General features: G+C 37.8%; 24 protein-coding genes. 14 read left to right on the top strand and 10 right to left on the bottom strand.

Translation table 11 applies throughout. From position 1 onward, the window contains the following. The first annotated feature begins 83 nt into the window (after window positions 1-83). The 11 genes from U5B17_RS07300 (at window position 84) to U5B17_RS07250 (ending at window position 10,292) form a co-directional block, all read left to right on the top strand. Entirely contained in the window at window positions 84-836 is a 753-nt protein-coding gene (locus U5B17_RS07300) for a DUF4198 domain-containing protein (protein WP_430804690.1), read from the top strand. A gap of 92 nt (window positions 837-928) precedes the next feature. Beyond that, entirely contained in the window at window positions 929-1,690 is a 762-nt protein-coding gene (gene fliR, locus U5B17_RS07295) for a flagellar biosynthetic protein FliR (protein ID WP_430804689.1), read from the top strand. 58 nt (window positions 1,691-1,748) lie between these two features. Continuing rightward, window positions 1,749-3,479 carry a hypothetical protein gene (locus U5B17_RS07290; protein ID WP_430804688.1) on the top strand — a complete coding sequence of 577 codons (1,731 nt, stop codon included), beginning with the start codon at window positions 1,749-1,751 and terminating at the stop codon, window positions 3,477-3,479. Further along, on the top strand, window positions 3,476-4,087 hold the full coding sequence (gene gmk, locus U5B17_RS07285) for a guanylate kinase (RefSeq protein ID WP_430804687.1): 612 nt from the start codon (window positions 3,476-3,478) through the stop codon (window positions 4,085-4,087). Before U5B17_RS07290 ends, gmk begins: the two co-directional genes overlap by 4 nt. Before the next feature lie 51 nt (window positions 4,088-4,138). Continuing rightward, a complete protein-coding gene (locus tag U5B17_RS07280) occupies window positions 4,139-4,354 on the top strand; it encodes a Sec-independent protein translocase subunit TatA/TatB (protein WP_430804686.1) in 216 nt (71 codons plus the stop codon). 3 nt (window positions 4,355-4,357) lie between these two features. Continuing rightward, complete coding sequence (argS, locus tag U5B17_RS07275) at window positions 4,358-5,944, top strand: arginine--tRNA ligase (RefSeq protein WP_430804685.1); 1,587 nt, start codon at window positions 4,358-4,360, stop codon at window positions 5,942-5,944. A gap of 3 nt (window positions 5,945-5,947) precedes the next feature. After that, window positions 5,948-6,958 (top strand): YeiH family protein, encoded by a 1,011-nt coding sequence (locus U5B17_RS07270; RefSeq protein ID WP_430804684.1) that lies wholly within the window; start codon window positions 5,948-5,950, stop codon window positions 6,956-6,958. 8 nt (window positions 6,959-6,966) lie between these two features. Beyond that, window positions 6,967-7,377, top strand: coding sequence for an SseB family protein (locus U5B17_RS07265; protein ID WP_430804683.1), 411 nt, complete (start codon window positions 6,967-6,969; stop codon window positions 7,375-7,377). Window positions 7,378-7,484: 107 nt separating this feature from the next. Beyond that, window positions 7,485-7,988, top strand: coding sequence for a ubiquinol-cytochrome c reductase iron-sulfur subunit (gene petA / locus U5B17_RS07260; protein WP_430804682.1), 504 nt, complete (start codon window positions 7,485-7,487; stop codon window positions 7,986-7,988). A 10-nt stretch (window positions 7,989-7,998) separates the two neighbouring features. Beyond that, on the top strand, window positions 7,999-9,243 hold the full coding sequence (locus U5B17_RS07255; protein ID WP_230057186.1) for a cytochrome b: 1,245 nt from the start codon (window positions 7,999-8,001) through the stop codon (window positions 9,241-9,243). Window positions 9,244-9,245: 2 nt separating this feature from the next. Then, window positions 9,246-10,292 carry a c-type cytochrome gene (locus U5B17_RS07250; RefSeq protein WP_430804681.1) on the top strand — a complete coding sequence of 349 codons (1,047 nt, stop codon included), beginning with the start codon at window positions 9,246-9,248 and terminating at the stop codon, window positions 10,290-10,292. A 20-nt stretch (window positions 10,293-10,312) separates the two neighbouring features. Here the strand turns inward: U5B17_RS07250 and miaA are convergent, their stop codons facing one another. Then, window positions 10,313-11,188, bottom strand: a complete 876-nt coding sequence (gene miaA / locus U5B17_RS07245) for a tRNA (adenosine(37)-N6)-dimethylallyltransferase MiaA (protein ID WP_430804680.1) — start codon at window positions 11,186-11,188, stop codon at window positions 10,313-10,315. A 120-nt stretch (window positions 11,189-11,308) separates the two neighbouring features. Here miaA and mqnP point away from each other — a divergent pair, with 120 nt between their 5' ends. The 3 genes from mqnP to U5B17_RS07230 are packed head-to-tail and all read left to right on the top strand — an operon-like array spanning window position 11,309 to window position 13,209. Further along, a complete protein-coding gene (mqnP, locus tag U5B17_RS07240) occupies window positions 11,309-12,178 on the top strand; it encodes a menaquinone biosynthesis prenyltransferase MqnP (protein WP_430804679.1) in 870 nt (289 codons plus the stop codon). Further along, complete coding sequence (locus U5B17_RS07235) at window positions 12,175-12,696, top strand: hypothetical protein (protein ID WP_430804678.1); 522 nt, start codon at window positions 12,175-12,177, stop codon at window positions 12,694-12,696. The genes mqnP and U5B17_RS07235 overlap by 4 nt, the downstream gene beginning before the upstream one ends. A gap of 9 nt (window positions 12,697-12,705) precedes the next feature. Continuing rightward, on the top strand, window positions 12,706-13,209 hold the full coding sequence (locus U5B17_RS07230) for a DUF6115 domain-containing protein (protein ID WP_430804677.1): 504 nt from the start codon (window positions 12,706-12,708) through the stop codon (window positions 13,207-13,209). On the opposite strand, the gene U5B17_RS07225 is transcribed toward U5B17_RS07230, so the two are convergent. From U5B17_RS07225 to rlmB, 9 genes are all read right to left on the bottom strand, one after another. Then, window positions 13,201-14,274 carry an epoxyqueuosine reductase QueH gene (locus tag U5B17_RS07225; RefSeq protein WP_430804676.1) on the bottom strand — a complete coding sequence of 358 codons (1,074 nt, stop codon included), beginning with the start codon at window positions 14,272-14,274 and terminating at the stop codon, window positions 13,201-13,203. The two genes, U5B17_RS07230 and U5B17_RS07225, sit on opposite strands and share 9 nt — an antisense overlap. A gap of 112 nt (window positions 14,275-14,386) precedes the next feature. Further along, the gene (locus U5B17_RS07220) at window positions 14,387-15,322 is read right to left on the bottom strand and encodes an NAD(P)/FAD-dependent oxidoreductase (protein ID WP_430804675.1); all 936 of its coding nucleotides are present in this window, start codon (window positions 15,320-15,322) and stop codon (window positions 14,387-14,389) included. 10 nt (window positions 15,323-15,332) lie between these two features. Continuing rightward, on the bottom strand, window positions 15,333-15,782 hold the full coding sequence (locus U5B17_RS07215; protein WP_430804674.1) for a hypothetical protein: 450 nt from the start codon (window positions 15,780-15,782) through the stop codon (window positions 15,333-15,335). Beyond that, the gene (gene trxA, locus U5B17_RS07210; RefSeq protein ID WP_430804673.1) at window positions 15,782-16,096 is read right to left on the bottom strand and encodes a thioredoxin; all 315 of its coding nucleotides are present in this window, start codon (window positions 16,094-16,096) and stop codon (window positions 15,782-15,784) included. Before trxA ends, U5B17_RS07215 begins: the two co-directional genes overlap by 1 nt. A 71-nt stretch (window positions 16,097-16,167) precedes the next feature. Further along, the gene (locus U5B17_RS07205; RefSeq protein WP_430804672.1) at window positions 16,168-16,506 is read right to left on the bottom strand and encodes a YraN family protein; all 339 of its coding nucleotides are present in this window, start codon (window positions 16,504-16,506) and stop codon (window positions 16,168-16,170) included. Further along, the gene (locus tag U5B17_RS07200; protein WP_430804671.1) at window positions 16,506-17,771 is read right to left on the bottom strand and encodes a homoserine dehydrogenase; all 1,266 of its coding nucleotides are present in this window, start codon (window positions 17,769-17,771) and stop codon (window positions 16,506-16,508) included. Before U5B17_RS07200 ends, U5B17_RS07205 begins: the two co-directional genes overlap by 1 nt. Continuing rightward, on the bottom strand, window positions 17,768-18,976 hold the full coding sequence (locus tag U5B17_RS07195; RefSeq protein ID WP_430804670.1) for an LL-diaminopimelate aminotransferase: 1,209 nt from the start codon (window positions 18,974-18,976) through the stop codon (window positions 17,768-17,770). The genes U5B17_RS07200 and U5B17_RS07195 overlap by 4 nt, the downstream gene beginning before the upstream one ends. A gap of 29 nt (window positions 18,977-19,005) precedes the next feature. Beyond that, the gene (locus U5B17_RS07190; protein WP_430804669.1) at window positions 19,006-20,019 is read right to left on the bottom strand and encodes a helix-turn-helix domain-containing protein; all 1,014 of its coding nucleotides are present in this window, start codon (window positions 20,017-20,019) and stop codon (window positions 19,006-19,008) included. Continuing rightward, window positions 20,012-20,692, bottom strand: a complete 681-nt coding sequence (gene rlmB / locus U5B17_RS07185) for a 23S rRNA (guanosine(2251)-2'-O)-methyltransferase RlmB (protein WP_430804803.1) — start codon at window positions 20,690-20,692, stop codon at window positions 20,012-20,014. The genes U5B17_RS07190 and rlmB overlap by 8 nt, the downstream gene beginning before the upstream one ends. Window positions 20,693-20,709 lie beyond the last annotated feature (17 nt).

The raw sequence follows: 20,709 nt of genomic DNA, 5'->3' as shown, positions 1-20,709 counted from the left end.
ATCAAAAATATATCTTAATTTTATTTGATTTTAATTATCATTAAGTTAAAATAGAACTTTACATTTTCAAATTAGGAGTAAAAATGAAAAAAACTTTAATTTGTCTAGCTGTTGCTGGATTAGTTGGAACCTCTATGGCTCACGATTTTTGGGTGGATGGCAAGAATGAGGATAAATTCAATGCGCATATAGGCTATGGACATGACTTTCCAGCCCCAGAAAAAATCTCAGAAAAAAGAGTTAAACTTTTTGATCCGCTTTATATTGTAAAACAAGACGGCTCAAAAGTTAAACTGAACCAATCAGGAGAAAACTACGAATTTTCTACTGAAAAACTAACTGATGCTAGTTATATTTTAGCAGGAGACTATAAGCCTACATTTTGGTCGCAAGATAGCGACGGTAAGTGGCACATGGATAAAACTAGAAAAGATGTGAAAAATGTTGAATTTTGTGAGGTTGCCACTATGGCAGCTAAAAGAGTAATATCAATTGGCGATAAAAAGCATGACTTTATACACAGCCCGATAGGACAAAGTATTGAGATAGTTCCACTTAGTGATCCTTTTGAATTAAAAGTCGATAAACCGTTTAAAGTTCAAGTATTTCTTGATGGTAAGCCGTTAAAAACAGCAAAAGTTACTGGAACTTTTGATGGATTTTTAAAAGATAAGCACGCTTTTTCTGGTACAACAGACCTAAAAGGTGTTATAGAAATTTTAGCGCTAAAGCCTGGAAAATGGCTACTAGAAGTTACTCATGAGCGCCCTTATAAAGACAAAGAAGTGTGTGATGTGGAGATGATTTTAGCAACTTTAGTTGTTGATATAAAGTAAAACAAGGGGCTTTGTCTCCTTTTGCTTATAAAAACACTTGTAAATTTTAATCAAAACACGCTAAAATCATAAAAAACAAAAATAAGGTAAAAATGGAGTTAGTGGAGTTTTTTGGTGCAGACCAAGTGATAAAATTTATGCTACTTTTCGCTAGACTTAGCGGACTTGTCGTATTTTTTCCATTTTTTTCGCACAACCAAATTCCGCTAAGTGTAAAAACGCTACTCGTTATGGCACTTAGTATCGTTCTTTTCCCCCTTGCAAAAGTTCATGAAAACCCTATAAATTTCTTAGTTTTTGATATATTAAGTGAAGTCATGCTCGGACTTTGCGCTGGCTTGCTTTTAAATATCATCTTTGGGGCTCTTTCAATGGCTGGGGAGCAAATTTCCATGGTTATGGGCTTTTCGATGGCAACAGTTCTTGATCCGCAAACTGGCACAAACTCACCAGTCATCGCAAATATCATAAATTTCATGGCTCTACTTACTTTTTTGATTTTTGATGGACATCATTTACTTATACAGTTTTACGCAAACTCGCTCGCACACATACCTCTTGGCGACTTTTATCCGCGTTCAGGAGTTGCTATGTATGCCTCAAAAGCGATGTTAAACCTATTTATGTTTGGTTTTATGTTAGCTTTTCCGATCATAGCCTTATCACTTTTAGCTGATCTTATCTTTGGTATGCTTATGAAAACGATGCCACAATTTAACCTTTTAGTTATCGGCTATCCTATAAAAATAACCATAGGTTTTGCTGTTTTGGTGGCTATTTTAGCAGGTATTATGAAAATTTTTACAGACCTTACACTACGCATAATAAACGACTATCCGTCATTATTTTTCTAAAATTAAGTAAAGCAAAATGAAAAATATCATAAAATTAGGAATTTATTAAGGAGAGCCCATGAAAGTTGCATTAATCAATAAAAATCCAGCTGTTTCTCGCCTCATAACTCTTAGCTTAAACAAGATAGGCGCTGAGTATATCGAGCTTGAGGATGCGAGTTTGCTTGAAGAAAAAGTTGATTTTGCTATTGTTGATAGCGATGTAGATGCCAGTAACGAAACACTTAGCGCGTGGGCTAGCAAAGTGATGCACTTAGTGCCTCGTGGCAGTGAAAAAGTCGGTGAAATTTGCCTTGAAAAGCCATTTTTGCCAACAGAATTTTTAACACTTTTTGAGCAAAACAAACCACAAGAGCAACCAAGTACAAAGACAGAATCTCAAAATGTATTTGTAGATGAAGATACAAATTTAGAAGCAGAGTTTGATAGCTTTGAACTACCAGAAATTTCAGACATAGAACCTTTACAAGAGCCAGAAGAACTTGACATATCAAGCGCTTTTGATATAGGCGAAGAGCTTGATATAGGCAACGAACTTGATATTGCGATGAACTTAAATTTAAGCGAACCAGAAGATGAAAAAGCACAAGACAAAGATATGGACAACACGCTTGATGAGATGGCGCTTAGCATAGATGATGATGCCAAGATAAAGGGCGATGGAGATGAATTTAACCTTGATGACCTTGTGTTAGATGAAGCACAAAAAGATAGCGATAAAATTTCCAAGACAAGCGACGACGAGATCAAGTTTGATGATAGTGATCTAAATTTTGAAGAAGAGCAGGCAAATGAGCTTAGTGATGACGCAAATTCTGTTCTTGATGAGATAGAGCACATGTCAGACGAGATTATAGAGCAACCAAGCGAACCTACAAACAAAGAGGCATTTGATGTAAGCAACCTTGTAGATGAACTTAGCGATATAAGCGAAGATGATGAGATAAAAAATATACAAAACGCCCTAAATGAAATAGATGAAAGCGAGCCTGAAATTTTAGATGAGCTTGAAAATGAAGCCTTAGATAAAGCTACAGATGATGAGCTTAGTTTAGATGAAGCAGAGCTAAAAAGCCAGATTGAACTTGATGATGAGACAAAAACTTCTGAAAAAAGTCAAATAAACCTTGATGACGAGATTGACGAGAGCGTGCTTGAAAATGAGATAAAACATCAAGAAATTCCATCCCTTGTTGATGAGAGTGAGCTTGAAAATGAAGATATGCTTGATGAGCTTGACATCAATACTTTAGCACTAGATAGTGATCAAAAAACAGATTTAACAGATGATAAAATTTTAATGGAGCAAGAAAAGCTTGATGCAGCTGAAGATTTGACCGAGATAAAAGAAACACAAATGTACGAAAGTCTAGATGACATGCAAGAAGAAAAGATAGAACAAGATATTTTTGATGAGGCTTTAAAAGAAGAGCAAACAGCCAATAAAGCCAACAAACAAGACGATTTAGTAAATGAATTTAAAGATGAGTTAAATGATGAAATTTTAAGTTCAAACATTGATACTAGCGCTATGCAAGATATAGATGACATCTCTGAAAATGCTATGCTTTTGGCATTTGGTATGCCAGCAAACGAACCTGAGATCCTAATAGCTAATGAAGTAAAAGAGACAAAAGCACAAGAGATTGCTGAGTCAAATGAAGTTGTTTCTCAAATAAAAGAGCAAATTTCACAGCAAATTTCCGCCTCAATTAGCGCAAGCTCGATAAGAGAAGCGCTGAAGGGTATGAATATTAAGATAAATATAAGCTTTGAGGAAAACGAGTGAAGGGGCAAATTTTACTTGTCTCAGGACCTAGCGGAAGTGGAAAAAGTACACTTTTAAAACGCCTTTTTTCTGAAGAAAAAGGACTTTACTTCTCTATATCAAGCACGACTAGGGCTATTAGAGATGGTGAGATAAACGGAGTACATTATAATTTTATCAGCAAAGAGGAATTTGAAGAAGGGATAAAAAACGATGAGTTTTTGGAGTGGGCTCAAGTACATAAAAACTACTACGGCACCAGTCTAAAACCAGTCAAAGAGCAACTTGAACTTGGTAATATAGTTGTTTTTGACATCGATGTACAGGGCTTTGCAATAGCAAGAGAAAAATTTAAAAGTCTTATCACATCAGTTTTTATAACCACAACAAACAAAAAAGAGCTTAAAAAAAGGCTTGAAAGCCGTGGAACTGATAATGCTGAAACTATCGAAAACCGCCTAATGAACGCAGTTGGAGAGATGGAGCATATATTAGAATACGACTATTTTTTAATAAATGATGATATACAAAAAAGCTACAAAGGACTAAGATCTATCGTGCGTGCAATGCGCCTAAAAAGCACAAATATCAACCTTAGACAAACAGTAGAAAATTGGATAGATTGCTAAATTTTAAAAATTTTATGATAAAATCAAAGTTTTAATTTTAAGGAGTGAAAAATGGGTATCAGTGTTCAGCAGTTATTAATAATACTTGCGATCATCGTTTTATTGTTTGGAGCAAAGAAAATTCCAGAACTTGCAAAAGGTCTTGGCAAGGGCATAAAGAGTTTTAAAGCCGAAATGGAAGATGAAAAGCCAGTAGAAAAAGTCGAGGAAAAAACTTCTGATGTGAAGACAACTGAAACAAAAGTAGAAGAAAAAATACAGGCATAAGCTTTGAAAGATATTGTAAAAGCTGAAATTTTCAAGGTTTTACAGCGTGAATTTGTGCTTGAAAAACCAAAAGATAAAAACCTAGCGCACTACGCAACTCCGATAGCCTTTAGTTTGGCAAAGGAGCTTAAACGCTCACCAATGCTCATAGCCCAAGAGCTTGTGAGCAAATTTGCAGATAGTGAAATTTTTGAAGCTAGTGCAGTAAATGGCTACCTAAATTTCAAGTTAAAAGGAGCTTTTTTAAACGACTGTGCCACAAAAGCACTAAATAGTGGCGAAAGTTTTGCTAGCTCAGAACCTAAACAAAAAAGCCTATTGATCGAATACATAAGCGCAAATCCCACTGGTCCGCTACATATAGGGCATGTGCGCGGTGCAGTTTATGGTGATACACTAGCACGCATAGGTAAGCATATTGGTTATGATATAGCCACAGAGTACTACATCAATGATGCAGGCAATCAAATAGACCTGCTTGGCACATCCATTAGTCTTTGGGCCAAAGAGAATTTACTCGGCGAAAATGTTACATATCCAGAGAAATTTTACCGAGGTGACTATATCGCAGATATTGCAAATGCAGCATTTACTAAATTTGGTAAAGAAATTTTTACAGATGAAACCAGAAACCTTGAATTAGCAGAATTTGGCAAAGACATAGTCCTTGACATCATCAAAAAAGATCTAGCAGAGGCAAATATCTTTATAGAAAGCTGGGCTAGTGAAAAAAGCTATTATGATAAACTTAATGCGACTATCACTAAGCTTGAGCGTTCAGGACAGATGTATAAAAAAGATGGTGCAACCTACATCGCATCAACCAAACTAAATGACGATAGTGACCGTGTTGTCGTGCGTGATGATGGTAGACCAACCTACCTAGCTGGCGACATAGTCTATCATAATGACAAATTTGAGCGTGGATATGATGAGTATTTAAACATTTGGGGAGCCGACCATCACGGATATATAACGCGCTTAAAGGCAGCTATAAATTTCTTAGGGTATGATGAAAACAGACTTGAAATTTTACTAATGCAAATGGTAAGCCTACTAAAAGATGGTAAGCCTTACAAAATGAGTAAGCGAGCTGGCAATGCTATACTTATGAGCGATATTACCGCTGAAATAGGTGCCGATGCTTTACGCTTTATCTTTATAAGTAAAGCAAATACAAGCAGTCTTGAGTTTGATGTAGATGAGCTTAAAAAAGAGGATAGCTCAAATCCAATTTATTATATAAATTACGCTCATGCAAGGATAAACCAAGTCTTTACAAAAGCTGGAAAATCAACCTCTAGCATAGCTAACGCAAACCTTAGCAAGCTTGATGAAAACGGGAAAAATTTGTTGTTTGAAGCACTTACTTTAAGTGAAGTTTTAGAAGATGCATTTTTACAAAAAGCGCTTCAAAAACTACCAGAATATCTAAAGTCTCTTTGCGCGAGCTTTCATAAATTTTATAACGAAAACAGAGTTATTGGTAGCCAAAATGAAGATGTACTACTAAAGCTCTTTGCGCTTGTTGCACTTAGTATAAAAACCTCACTTGCACTCATGGGCATTGTAGCAAAAGAGCGCATGTAAGAGATGATAGGGCAAAGCTTAAAGCATTTTTTTACATATAAATTTGCTTGGTTTTGCCTTATCTTTCTTGTGTCTTTTTCACTTTTACTATCTCTTTTTCCACCATTTTCAACACTTTACATTAGTCCATTAATAATCTCAGTTATACTTGGGATGATGATTGCAAATTTATTACCGCGCCAAGCACACTTGCTAAAAGAAAGCGGGATTTTGACTATCTCAACAAAGCAAATTTTAAGACTTGGCATTATTTTATTTGGTTTTCGTATAAATTTTCAAAACATCACAGAGCTTGGCTCAAACACCATGATACTAGCGTTTTTAGTAGTTTTTAGCACTTTTTTTATAGCACTTTTTATAGGTAAATTTCTTGGACTTAGTAAGAGTTTAAGTGCCCTTATTGGCTCTGGAAGCGGTATATGTGGGGCTGCTGCTGTAATGGCAAGCTCTAGCACTATAAAATCAAACGAACAAGAAACCGCCACAGCTATTTGCACAGTTGTTCTTTTTGGAACAACTTTTATGTTTGTTTATCCTATTATTTTTAGACTAAATTTGTTGGATTTTAATGATACTTTTATGGGTGTTTTTACTGGCGCTTCACTTCACGAAGTGGCACATGTTATCGCCGCTGGAGCTGCTATTAGCGATGAAGCAAAACAAAGTGCGGTTATAGTTAAGATGCTTAGAGTTTTGATGCTAGTGCCTTTTTTGATACTGCTGTCTGGAATTTTTAAACAAACCTCGGGCGAAAAAAAGAGTGTATTTCCATTTTTTGCACTCTATTTTTTTATCGTAGCTTGCATAAATTCACTACTAAACTTACCAGAAATTTTTCTAACTGTTCTAAACTGGCTTTGTGTATTTTTACTCTGTATGGCTATGTGTGCACTTGGTTTTACTCTAAATAAAAATGCCTTTAAAAATATGGGCTTAAAGCCGTTTATCCTAGCAAGTATCTTATTTATCTGGATATTTTGCCTTTGTTTTTTGTATGTTAAATTTATATTTTAAGGACTAAGATGAGTTTGATTAAAGCGATAAAAAATTTTAAAAACACACCAGATGCACAAGCTGAGATGAAACTGATAGCAGAGCTTAAAAAGGCTCAGTTTTTAGCACCGATCATACTTGTTGCGCCACTGGCAAATCCTGATGGAAGCGCAGTTTTTGAAGAAGAAGGCTCAAATATAAAATTTGCCCTACTCCAAGATGATGAGAGCGGTGAGCGATTTTTCCCAGCATTTAGCAGCAAAGATGAGATGATGAAGTGGCGAAATGATAGCGAGCAAGAGGTGATAAATTTACAGCTTAAAGACTACGCCAATATGCTTTTAGAAAACATGGATAAATACTCCGGTGTTGTTATTGATGCTTATTCGCACTCACTAACACTAAATTTAGATTTTTTTAAGGCTTTGTTTAAAAAATAGTTTCTTTAAAGCTGTCTTATAACCAAAGCAACAATAATTTTATTATAAATTTTTAATACTTTTTCGTTATAATTCAAGTAAATCTTAAAATTCACGAAAGGAATAGTATGTCCGTAGAACAACAAAGACGCAGTTTTATCGGTCTTGCATTCGGCGCAGTAGCCGCAGCAGGTGGCGCTATATCGCTTGTAGCCGTTAAAAAAACATGGGATCCGCTTCCTAGCGTCAAAGCGGCTGGTTTTACGACTGTTGATTTATCTCCAATGAAAGATGGAGAGATGAGACAAGTAGAGTGGCGTAAAAAGCCTATTTTTATACTTAAAAAAGATGCGAGCATGGCTCCAAATGATGCGCGTGATGTTGTTGTAGGAGATGCAAGATATACCGTAGTTATCGGTCTTTGTACTCATCTTGGCTGTATCCCTGAGTATAAAATTTCAAAGCAAACTTTTATATGCGCCTGTCATGCTGGGGAATTTAACACTGATGGCATAAACACATTTGGACCGCCACCACGCCCGCTTGAGATACCTCCATTTAAGATAGATGGCACAAAGCTAGTTCTTGGCGAGACAAGTCCAGAGTATGAAAAACTATCTGGTAAAGCATAAGGGGTAAAATATGGCACAAATTCATAAATCAACTGGCGTTATTGACTGGCTTGATCAACGCTTGGCAGTTACAAAACTGATGAAAGTCTTAGTCAGCGAGTACTGGATACCAAAAAATATTAACTTCCTTTGGGCGATGGGTGTTATTCTTACAACACTTTTTATGCTGCTTGTTATAACTGGATTTTTACTACTTATGTATTATAAACCAGATGTAAATTTAGCCTTTGACAGCGTTAATAAAACTATCATGCAAGAGGTTGAATACGGCTGGTTGTGGCGTCATATACACGCAGTTTCAGCATCTGTCATCTTTCTTATAATGTATATCCACCTGCTTACTGGTCTTTACTATGGCTCATACAAAAAGGGTCGCGAAATCATTTGGATAAGCGGCATGGTGCTATTTATCTGCTTCTCAGCAGAGGCATTTAGTGGATATATGCTACCTTGGGGTCAGATGAGCTACTGGGCAGCAACTGTTATAACTCAGCTTTTTGGAGCTATACCTGTTATAGGGCCTGACTTGGTTGAGTGGATAAGGGGCGATTATGCAGTTGGCGATGCAACACTTACACGCTTTTTTATGCTTCATGTTTGCTTGTTGCCGCTTGTTACAATAGCTGTTTTAGTGATACACTTTTACTCACTCAGAATTCCTCATGTCAATAACGAAACTAGTGAAGAGATTGACTTTGAAGTTGAGGCAGAAATTTATCTAAAAGGTGATAAGGCCAAGTCAAAAGTTATACCTTTTTGGCCTGGATTTTTAGCAAAAGACTTTATGTATGTTGGGTTTTTCATGATATTTTTCATGTATCTTGTCTGCTTTAACTATGGTTTTGCAATGGATCCTATAAACTTTGAGCCTGCAAACCCACTAAAAACTCCACCGCATATCTACCCTGAGTGGTATTTCTTATGGCAGTATGAAATTTTAAGAGGCTTTTTCTTTGATATATTTGGCATAACAGCTTCAAATATAGGTCTAATTTCATTTGCATTTGCTGGAGCGGCATTTATGATCATACCACTACTTGATCAAAGTCCAGTCGTCGCGCCAGCACACAAAAGACCGCTATTTTTTATATGGTTTTGGTTACTTGTGATCGACCTTATAGCGCTTTCTATACTTGGTAAAGTTCCAACTGGTGGCATTATGGATTGGTTAGGATTTGGTTTTTCAGTGCTATTTTTATTCTTATTTATTGTCATGCTTCCAGCTATTAGTATAATCGAAAAGAGAAGGGGATAATTATGAAAGAGCTTAAAATTTTTGCCATAGTTGTTTTTCTCTCTGGCGTTTTATACTGGGGTATTGAGCCTTATGCTCACTCAAAGCTTCATGTTCATACATCTGAAGCTAACTTTGACTACTCAAAAGCTGATGAAGCACAGGCAAATCATGTGATCCAAGCCAAAAAAGCTGCCCTTGCAGCCATTGAAGCAACTGGTGATAAAACTAAAATCGAAGCCGCAAAAGCAGATATAGCAAAAGCAGAAGCTTCATTAAATGAGTATGTTACATTTTGGAATGAGATAAAGGCTATCGACTTTACAAAAGGTGATGCAAAAAGAGGAGCTGAGACATTTTTAGCCGCTGGTTGTACAGGCTGTCACGGCATAGAAGCTGCTGGCATGCCAGCTACAATGGATGCCGCTACTGCCAGCGCTAGTTTTGGCATTGTTCCACCTGATCTTAGTACTTCAGGCTCAATTTATGATGAGAAATTCTTGGCAGCTGTCATAAAAAACCCTACACTAGCAGTTAAACTTTCTCATAAATTTAATGACGAGAAGCCTTTTCCGATGTTGCCATTTTTTGGTACTGGTGGGGATATAAATGTTGAGCTTGCAGATATTGTTGCATACCTAAAATCTGTTGGTGAGCAGTATAAAAAAGACAATAACGGCATAAGTGATGCAAAACTTTTTGAAGATGCTTGTCAACGCTGCCACGACAATAAGTATGATAACAAATACACTCTTACAAACCGTGTAGATCTAGCAGCATATATGGGCTCAAATCCACCTGATCTGTCTATGATGATAAGAGCTAAAAACTCAGATAACTATCTTGAAAAGCTTATCAATGACCCTCAAAAAGTACTAGCTGGCACATCAATGCCTCGTGTTGGACTTAACAAAGAGAGTTCTGATCAGCTAATTAACTATCTAGAAAAAACTGGCGATAGCAAAAAAGCACAAAGAGAGAGCGTAGGCTATGGCTCGATGATATACTTCCTTATCTTTGGAATTTTTGCATGGTTATGGAAGCGCAAAGTCTGGAGTGAACTCCACTAATTTTAGGGGCTCATGCCCCTTTAATCTTTTAAATATTTAATCGCTTGATTTTTTACTTCTTCTAAATTTCCAATAAATTTTCTCTTAAACTGCGATCTATTAAATGTGCGTTGCCTCTTTGCAAGTTGTGCGGTATGAACACTTATAAGCTCACAAAGTTTATCTTCATTTTCAATAAGCCCATTTAAAAATTCTCCGCACTCCTTTAATCCTATTGACTTTAAAGGTTTGCACTCTGATGAAAATTTATCAAAAAGCATTCTAGCTTCATCTAGCAAGCCATGCTCTAACATTAGCTTTGTGCGTAACTTTATGCGCTCTCTAAGCTCTTGTACATCCCACAAAATTTCATAAATTTCTAGCTCTGATATGAGCGGTGGTTTAGTATTTTGTTCTAGCCAAAGACTAGGTACTGTTTTAGAAAAAGTATAAATTTGATACCATTTTTCAAGACGGTAACTATCATTTTGACTTATCTTCTGTAAAAATTTTGGATCTATCTTGCTTGCAAGTTCATAAATTTCAGCATTACTTGGAGTTTTACATTTTGCAACATCTGGGGTAAGCCCACTAAGCATAGCTTTTAGATAAAAGCCACTTCCGCCAGTTATAATAAGAGCAACATCTGCTTGTTTTGCGTATGCAAGGGATTTTTTATAAATTTCAAAAAACATACCAGCGCTAAAATTTTCATCAACACTAATCTCATCTATCCCAAAGTGTCGCACACTTGCTAACTCATCTAAGGTTGGTTTTGCACTTGCGATATTTATCTGCTTATACAAACAAAGCGAGTCAAGACTTAAGATAACACTTTGAGTTTTTTTTGCAAGCTCAATAGCAAGAGTACTCTTGCCACTTGCAGTTGTCCCAATGATCGCAAGCTGTTTAAACATTTAACCTCCAAAATTTTCAAACATTTTAACAAAATCGGTTAAAAATAGGCTAAAACTGGGCGTACTATTTTACTTTAAAGCAAAAGATTGTAAAATCATATAAAAAATATATGGAAAGATATGCAAAAATTTTTAAAAACTTTAAGTGATATAGGTGAGTTAATAGTATTTAAACACTCCATTTTTGCCCTGCCTTTTATCTTTACAGCAATGATAGTATCAAGCAACGAGACAAATGCCTCGCCTTGGTTTGGCTTTAAGTTGCTATTTTTAGGTCTTATCTGCGCTGTTTCAGCTAGAAATTTTGCCATGGCTTTTAACCGTTATAAAGACGAAGACATCGATAAACTTAACCCAAGAACAGCTACTCGTCCAAGTGTAGATGGTCGCATAGGTCGCAAAAATTTGCAAATTTTTATCATAGTAAATGCAGCCATCTTTATAATCGTTGCAGCCTGCATAAATTCGCTTGCTTTTTGGCTTAGTTTTCCGATACTTTTTGTGCTTGGCGGATACTCAATTTTTAAACGCTTTAGCCCACTAGCTCACCTTGTACTTGGGCTTTGTCTAGGTCTTTCACCGATCGCTGGCGTGGTAGCGGTGGCAAATGAGATTACTCTTTGGAGTGTTTTACTTTGTCTTGGCATAGTGTTTTGGACGGCTGGCTTTGACCTGCTCTACTCGCTACAAGACATTGAATTTGACAAAAACAACGGACTTTTTAGTATCCCATCAATATATGGAGCAAATGCCACCATGTTTATCTCTGCTATCTTCCACACACTTGCAACTATTTTTTGGTTGCTTTTTGCATGGGCGGCAGGGCTTGGTGCGATGGCTTACATAGGAGTGCTTATAAGTGGGATCATACTTTATAAAGAGCATCAGATAGTAAGAGCAGACTTTACAAAGATTGACCGAGCATTTTTTACACTAAATGGCTATATTAGCATATTATTTTTTATATTTGTTTTAGTGAGTTTGTTATGAGTAAAATTCGGCTAATACCAGCTAGCTTAGAGCTAGAATTTGATATAGAAAGCAACGATAAAGATGGTTTTTTGCGTGAGTTTAGCAATATCACACAAAACGAAGAAGATCCTCTTGGAGCATGGCTAAAAAGGGCAAAAGCAAGAGGCGAGACTAAAGAGAGCGATCAAGTTTTACTAACGCTTCTTATAGAACTTCATAGAAAATTTGATGACCTAAACGAGCGATTAAGCGGCGCTAAAAAGCCTCGCATAAATCTACTAGGAAAAGCACAGATAACACACATTGGCTTTGAATACATTAAAGTTAGCGAGCCAGCTTTTGTAAAAGATGAGTGTTATTATGCGAGAATTTTACTACCTATGTTTCCAGTTCGAACGCTGGCACTATTTTTAAAAGCCATGAATGATAAAACTTGTAAGATAACAAGGCTTCATGAGGATGATGAGGGTGACTGGGGCGCCTATGTGGCGGCAAGAGAGCGCGTGATGATAAGGCAAATTCGCGCAAATTCGTAAGGGGATAAGATGCAAACCATTTTAGTAGTTGGTGTTTTGGTAGTTTTGGCTATATTTTTTCTATTTTTACTGATAAAAGAGGGTGAAAATAATCGCCGTTTTTCCCGTTATGAAAAGGCACTAGAAGGTCTTATGCAAGAAAATTTTACTTTAAAAAAACATATAGAAGCGCTTGAATTTCCAATCAGCGAAAATATCTCAGAAGAAGATATAGAAAACAGACTAAAAATAAAGCTTGAACAAACACTAGATGATAAGCTAGCTCCGATAATAGGCGCCTTAAACAACATGGGTAGCGTCATGGATGAGTTTGCTAGTGATCAACAAAGCAGACTTTACCATCTTGAAGAGCGCACAAGAGAGATTAATAAATTTTCTCCAAGCTCAGAAAATGATGAAGGGCAGATAATGCGTCTTTATAATGAGGGTAAAAGTGTCGAGACTATCGCAAGAGATATGCGAATTGGTGTAGGCAGAGTTGAGTTTGTTTTAAAACTAAACAACCTAATCTAACTCCAAAACCTCACAGCTATCGTGATATAGCTCAGTACTAGCGACTATCTCATATTTACCAGCAAGCACACACTCAAGCACGATTATGGGATTTAAGCTCATAGCACCTGATATTTTTGCTCTAAGCGCTAGCTCAAAGTCTAGGCCAAACTCGCTTTTACAAATCTCGCCAACGCTTTTAAAGCTAGTTTTCATAAGCTCATTTAGCTTAGTAAGACTTAGCAAAATTACACCATCGCGTAAATTTGTAGCGATTTGCTCGCTAATTTTTAGCGAAATTTTGACACTTTTTCGCTTAAAATTTGAGTAAAAAACAAAATAGCTAGACACAGCCTTACCATCAAATTTCACAAGCCCTCTAAGTAAGCGGTAGTTTAAAAACTGCCGTCTAAAAAGCTCAAATTTCAAGCCTTTGCTCTCGCACTCTCGTACCTTAGCATAAAGAGCTAGCCGTTCTTCGATGCTTCCAGGAAGTATTCGCGCATGAATGTCACTCATCAGCTCAGCCAAAGGTAAGCCCTGCTGATCGCGCTGCTTGCTAAGCCCAAAGACACAACCGCAGTAGTTTTGATGATAGAGTTTATCTTTTTTGGCTAGTTCAAACTGCTCGTTTGTGCCACCACCCGCTCTAAAATCAACAGCAAAAATTTCAAGCCCAGTACCAGCTACAGCGCGCTTGAGCGCATTAGTAAGCTGGATAAAATCCTTTTTTGGGCTCATTAAAAGCGTCGTCGTAATGCTTTTATGCCCTAGCTCAACCGCTTTTTTTGCCGAATTTCCCACACGAAAGTCAAAGCAGTAGGAACATCGCTTGCCCTTTTCTGGCTCGTTTTCAAACCCTTTTGTGCCAGCTAGCCAGTTTTCGTACTCATACTCGCCCATGATAAGCTCAATGCCAAGCTTATCGCACGAGCGTTTGACATCCTCATAGCGTAGTAAAAATTCACTGTATGGGTGGATATTTGGGTCATAAAAGTAACCAACAAGTGGCTCATCAGGCATCTCCTTACGCAAGCGCTGCAAGAAATAATGACTATCAACCGAACAACAGATATGAACTAACATGGTTTTCTCTGATTGCGATTTATCTTGGTAAATTTTAATAAAATTTCTTGTTTTAAAAATCGGTTTTTCATAAGTATCATTGAAGAAATTTAGCCCAAAAATGGGCTAAATTTTAATGCAAGCTTTCAATATAGCTAAGTGCGCTAAGTGCGGCTACTGCGCCATCTCCTGCTGCTACTACAACTTGCTTTGGAGCGTCTTTGCGTATATCGCCCGCTGCAAAAAGACCAGCTATGCTTGTCTGCATTTTTAGATCTACTTTGACCTGTCCGCCATCTACCATTTCACAGATAAATTTTTCGCCGTCAAGCAAAATGCCATTATTTACATTTAGTCCAACAAATGTAAAAACCCCTGGTACTTTTAGATTTCGCTCGCCATCTTTTGTATTTAGGATAAGACCACCAAGCCCCATTTTATCGCCGTAAGCCTCTTTGATCGTTGCGCCTGTTATAAACTCAATCTTTTCATTTTTACGAGCTTTTTCAAGAGTTACAGGAGCACAGCGAAACTCATCGCGGCGGTGTATAACATAGACTTTTGAGCAGATGTTTGCCAGGTAGATCGCCTCTTCAATCGCCGTGTCGCCACCACCAAGCACTGCTACTTCTTTATTTTTGTAAAAAAAGCCGTCGCAGGTAGCGCAAGTACTAACACCTTTACCAAAAAACTCATCCTCTCCAGCAAAGCCAGCCCTGCGCGGAGTTGAGCCAGTCGCAATGATAACCGCTTTTGCCTGCTCTTCTTTACCACCTTCAAGCAAAATTTTAAAGCTCTTGTCGGCATTTTGGCGCACACCAATGACATTTGCCCAAGTGTGTGTAAGACCGAAGTGACTACACTGCGCCCACCATGTACTCATAAAGTCAAATCCACTCTCACCTGGGTTTTTCTGACCTGGGTAGTTTTCGATCTCAGAGCTTGATGTGATCTGACCACCTGGCTCACCCTTTTCAAACATCACGACATTTTTAAGTCCGCCACGAGTTGCGTAAAGTCCTGCACTAAGACCAGCTGGACCACCACCGATAATCGCTAAATCTAACATAGTTTTTCCTTTAAAATTTATTTATTGCTGAGTCTTGCTTATAAATTTTCTCACTATTTTGCACTAGCTCAACCGAGCTTGGAAGCTGAGTGATATTTAGTGTATTCATAAGCTTTAAGATCGTATTTATATCAGAACTAACAAAGCTCACGCTTGCATTGCTTTCGGCTCGTTTTTGCATTATATCCACCGCAATGACTGGCAAATTTGTATCAAGTTGTGCCAAAAGCTCGCTAGGCGAATTTTGGTTTGAGCTATAAAGCAAAAGCATGTATTTAGATGCTTCAGGATCGAAAATATCACTCTTTTGATACAAAATAACCTTGGAAAAATCGACAAATTTATATCTTGAAAAACGATAATTGCTATATGCAAACACTACAGCGATCATAGCCGCACCAATAAACGAACCAAAGATATAGGTTAGAGGAAGCAAGCTTCCTCTATGTTTTTGTCTCATTAAAGAAGTGAGTTTAGCTTGTCTTTTAGAGCTTGCTTTGACTGAGCACCGACCATTTGATCGACTACTTCGCCGTTTTTGAAAAATAGTATAGTTGGGATAGAGCGGATACCAAACTCAACTGCAAGGTCTTGAACCTCGTCAGTATTTACTTTGCAAATTTTTGCTTTGCCGTCAAACTCCTCTGCAAGTTCATCAATCACAGGGGCTAGCATACGGCATGGTCCACACCATGGCGCCCAAAAATCAACAAGAGCTACACCCTCTTTTGCAACATCAAAATTTGCTGATGTTAGTTCGATATATTTTCCCATATTTTCTCCTTAATTTTAAAATTGCGGTTATTATACATTAAAAATTTTAAATTTAATATAAATAATAATTTTTACAAACTAATATTTTCTATCCAGCTAATCTTATGTTTTTCTATCGTTATTAAATCAATCTGAAAATCAAACTCAACGCCGTTTTTAAGAAGATAAAAATCTATCGCTTTTAAAATTTTAGTGTATTTTTGCGGTGTTAGGCGGTAGATCGCTTCGTAATCTTTGCTTGTTGCCTTAACTTCAATAAAGTGCAAAATTCCGTCACGCCTTGCTATGATATCAATCTCTCCATATCGTGAGCTAAAATTTCGCTCCACAATCTCACAGCCATTTTGGACTAAAAACTCACAAGCCCTACTCTCACTATCAAAGCCAAAAAGATACTCTTTTAGCCCCACTACTCCTCTATCCTCATCATAAATGGCTCATCTTTAACGAACTCTTGCTCTCTTAAAATTTTAAGCATCCTTTGCACATCGGCTTCACGGCTTGTATGAGTAGTGAAAAATAGCGTCGTCATATCACCGTCATCAAAATTTGGCTTTTGCAAAAAGCTATCAATTGATATGTTATTTTGGCTCATTAAATTTGTAATGGCTGCCAAAACACCAAGCTTATCTTGCACTTTTAGTCTGATGTAATAGTGAGTTAAAATTTCATCTTTATCCAAAATTTTAAGCTCGTTTAGTGTGTTTTGGTTTTTATATCCTAGCATCGGAGAGCTTTGTTCGCGTGCAATATCGATAAGATCGCTGATAACCGCACTTGCCGTAGCCGCTCCACCAGCCCCAGCACCATAATACATAGTCTCACCCACCGCATCGCCAACCACACTTATGGCGTTCATTACGCCATCAACCTTGGCTAGCATTTTATACTTTGGAACGAGCGTTGGATGAACTCTTAGCTCGATACCACGAGCTGTTTTCTTGGCTATGCCAAGCAGTTTTATCGTGTAGTCAAAATCATTTACAAAATAGATGTCAGCCGTATTTATACGCTCAATACCCTCGATCAAAATGTCCTCTGGACGAGCATTTATGCCGTAAGCAATACTAGCAAGTATGAGTAGTTTATGCGCTGCGTCAAATCCACCGATATCAAATGTAGGATCGGCCTCTGCGTAGCCTAGCTCTTGTGCCATTTTTAGGGCATCGTTAAATTTGGCTCCATCTTTCATCATCGAGGTTAAAATGTAGTTGCAAGTGCCATTCATTATACCTTTGATGCTTTGTATGTCATTTGCACTTAGTCCCTCTCTAAGGGTTTTGATGATAGGTATACCTCCAGCCACGCTTGCTTCAAAGCCAAACGGCGTATCGCCTGCGATGCTTTCAAGCTCATATCGATGATATGCTAGAAGAGCTTTGTTTGCGGTTACGACGGATTTTTTGCGTTTTAAAATTTCCTTTACCAAGCGATAAGGCTCATCGACCCCACCCATAAGCTCGATAAAAACATCGATGTCATCACGAGCCAAAACCGCGTCAAGATCGGTCGTAAGCTCAAAACCCACATCGCGTTTTTTATCTAAATTTCTCACCACGCCCACGACTGGAACGATATTTTTACCGCTTCTGGCTGATATTAGCTCGGCATTTTGTGACAAAATTTTAGCAACCTGCTCACCAACCGTTCCAACACCTAAAATAGCAACTCTCATTGTGCCTCTTTTAAAAATTTCTTTACATTTCTTGCTGCTTGGCGTATGCGATTTTCATTTTCTATAAGGGCAAATCTCACATAGTAATTTCCGCCTTCGCCAAAGCCGATACCAGGGCTAACTGCCACTTGCGCCTTTGTTAAAAGCTGTTTTGAAAACTCCAAGCTTCCCATGTGTGAGAAATTTGCAGGAAGTTTCGCCCAGATAAACATACTTGAGCTTGGCTTATTCATCTTCCAGCCAGCATTTTCAAATGCTTCAAGCATCACATCGCGGCGTTTTTCGTAAATTTTACAGATCTCATCAACGCAACTTTGATCACCATCAAGCGCTATCGTAGCTGAAACTTGAATCGGCGTAAACATACCATAATCAACCCATGATTTTATCTTTTTAAGTGCGGCACAAAGGCGTTTGTTTCCGCACATAAAGCCCACACGCCAGCCAGCCATATTATAGCTTTTTGATAGCGTATAGCACTCCACAGCGACATCTTTTGCGCCCTCGACCTCAAAAATGCTTGGCGTTTTATAGCCATCAAATGTAAGATCAGCGTAAGCTATGTCAGAAATGATGTAGAAACGCTCCTGTTTTGACATCGCTACAAGTCGCTCGTAAAAGCTCTTTTGCACGGTTACGGTCGTTGGGTTATGTGGGAAATTTACCACGACATATTTTGGGCGTGGTGAGCTTGAATGGATCGTATGCTCTAAGTCTTCAAAAAATTTATTCTCATCTATCTCAAATTTTTCGTTATATTTTAGTGGCATCTTTGCCACGCTTCCGCCAGCAAACAAAAATGCTTGTGTGTGGATCGGATATGCTGGATCTGGCACGACTGCTACATCGCCTGGATTTACCACGGCTTGGGCAAGATGCACAAAGCCCTCTTTGCTTCCCATGACGGCGACTGCTTCGGTTTCAGGATCTAAATTTACGCCGTATTTTCGCTTATACCAGTTGCAAATCGCAAGGCGCAGCTTGTAAATTCCAGCGCTTGCGGAGTAGCCATGAGTTTTATCTTTTTGTGCGCTTTCGCAGAGTTTATCAACAATGTGTTGTGGCGTTCTGCCTTCTGGGTTTCCCATAGAAAAGTCGATGATGTCCTCTCCTACACGGCGCGCAGCCATCTTTATGGCATTGACCTCGGCAAATACATAGTTTGGCAACCTCTCAATCGTATTAAAACGAATTTCATCAAACATTTTTGAGCCTTTAAATTTTTAAAAGTCGCTTACCACGACTTTCCTTTGTTTAGTTTTACAAACTCATCATAATTAACTGACCTTATCTCTCCACCAGTCACTAAAAACCTAGCCGCACGACCCGGATCAAATTTTTTAGTTCCATTTTTTGTCCGAAGTTCTATATTTCCATTTCCAAAGACTATTAAAAGCTCTGAATGCATATCAATATCAAGAGGCTCATCAGATGTTCTTGAAAATTTCTTTCCATTTGCTAGCTCGATAACTCCATACCAAATTTTTGCCTTTGGAACAAAGACTGCACTATCGGTTTTTAATATAGTAATCCCAACATCAGAACCAACTGTACTAGTGACATTATTCTCACTCTTTTTTACAGCTTGCTGCTCGATAATCTCAGTTATTTCGGTCTTATTTTCATCTTTTTTTTGCGCAATAACTGGCACTATGGTTGTATTTTTTTCACTGCTAGTAGTTGTATTTTTTTCGCTTAAATTTTGATTAAGAGAGATTTTCATACTAGTGTTTTCATCTTTTGGAATTATAACAGTTGTTGTGTTTTCTTCAATGATATTCATATTTTTCTTAACTTCTTGCACAACTGTTGCGCTTGTATAGCTCGCACTTTCGTTTTTATCCTCTAACATTTGTGGTAATTTCTCTATATATTTATGTGCGTCAAAATAGTATGCGACACCCAAAAACAGTGCTAAAATAAAAAGCCACAATATCCAACCCAAAGAGCCTCCACTCACACTTTTTGTCGGAACACCAGTAGCTGTATAGGCAGGAATTTTTGGGCTTACTTTTGGTTTTTTATTGTCTATATTGTGCTGCTTTTTGTACTCATCAAACTCAGCAAGCCACTCATCAAGACTAATGCCATACTCGCGCTGTAAAATTTTGATATAGCCAGCAACATTTAGCCTTGAAAGCTTTTGAAAGTCCTTTTCTATGATAGCCTGCAAAAAATCAGGCTCAATATGCGTCTTTCTCGCAACCTCTTTTAGTCCAACATCTTTTAAAATTCCAAGTTCATTCATTAATCATCCTATCACAAATTATCGCAAATGCAGCACTTACATTTAGCGAATCCCAACCATTTTTAAGGCTTATACCAATGCATTCATCACATTTTGCGACTGCTTTCTTTGGTATCCCCTCGCCTTCACTACCCATTATTAAGGCGGTACGATTTTTAAATTTTATCTCGCTAACATTTTTCCCACCGCTAGCTGTTGCATAAGTACAAAAACCGGCTTGCTTTAGCTCATTTATAAGCGTTAGTCCATCCTCAAAAAGCACTATCGGAAGCTCGTACGCAGCCCCACTACTGGCGCGAAGTACGCCCTCTATATTTATATTTTTAGCAACCACAACAACACCCTCAACACCAAGCGCGTAAGCCGAGCGTACCATAGCTCCGATATTTCCAACATCACTAATACCGTAAAATACAGCAATACGATCAAGTTTTTTTACCTGCGAAAATGTGGCAAACTCATACTCTGCAACCTTGGCTAAAAAACCTTGATGGTTGCCACCATGCGCCATAGATTGCGCTTTTTGGTTATCAACTCGCTTTATTATCGCACCTGTACCGCAAATCTTACCAAAGAGCTTTTTGTCGCACTCTTTTGCCAGATAGACCTCTTTGATCTTGTCGGCATGGTTGTTTAAAATGTGTAAAAATAGCTGTTTTCCATATATTATCATGCGTGAGATGATAGCTA

This window comes from Campylobacter australis (assembly GCF_050586305.1).
Taxonomy (GTDB): Bacteria; Campylobacterota; Campylobacteria; order Campylobacterales; family Campylobacteraceae; genus Campylobacter_A.
The sequence above is the reverse complement of the archived record's forward strand: the minus strand, read 5'-3'. Positions and strand labels throughout refer to the sequence as shown.